Source organism: Veillonella sp. ZSJB6, assembly GCF_051549505.1.
Lineage (GTDB): Bacteria > Bacillota > Negativicutes > Veillonellales > Veillonellaceae > Veillonella.
Genome location: NZ_JBPUGE010000089.1, coordinates 1 through 260 on the forward strand (window position 1 = coordinate 1; position 260 = coordinate 260).

The 260-nt window shown below is 40.0% G+C and carries 1 protein-coding gene; it reads left to right on the forward strand.

Features of this window, described 5'->3' with window-relative positions:
• On the forward strand, positions 1 to 214 hold a 214-nt coding region (locus tag ACSV5T_RS10005; protein ID WP_438321025.1), incomplete at its 5' end, for an amidase family protein.
• Positions 215 to 260 lie beyond the last annotated feature (46 nt).

A 260-nucleotide genomic window follows, 5' to 3' on the forward strand; every position in this document is an offset into this window, starting at 1 on the left:
TATGTTTGAGGACAGCCTGAAGGTCACACCTTATACACAATTGGCTAATCTGACTGGACAACCAGCAATCAGCTTGCCTACTCATTTGACAAAAGAAAACATGCCTCTCGGAATTCAATTTATGTCCGCCAGAGGAAGAGAAGATTTGCTGCTTCAAATCGGCTATCTATTTGAAGCAAGACACCAGTTCCATTTACCAAATCCGTGGAAATAGCAGAAACAAGGAGAAGAAAAAATGAAGAAAAAAAGATTGTTTGCTC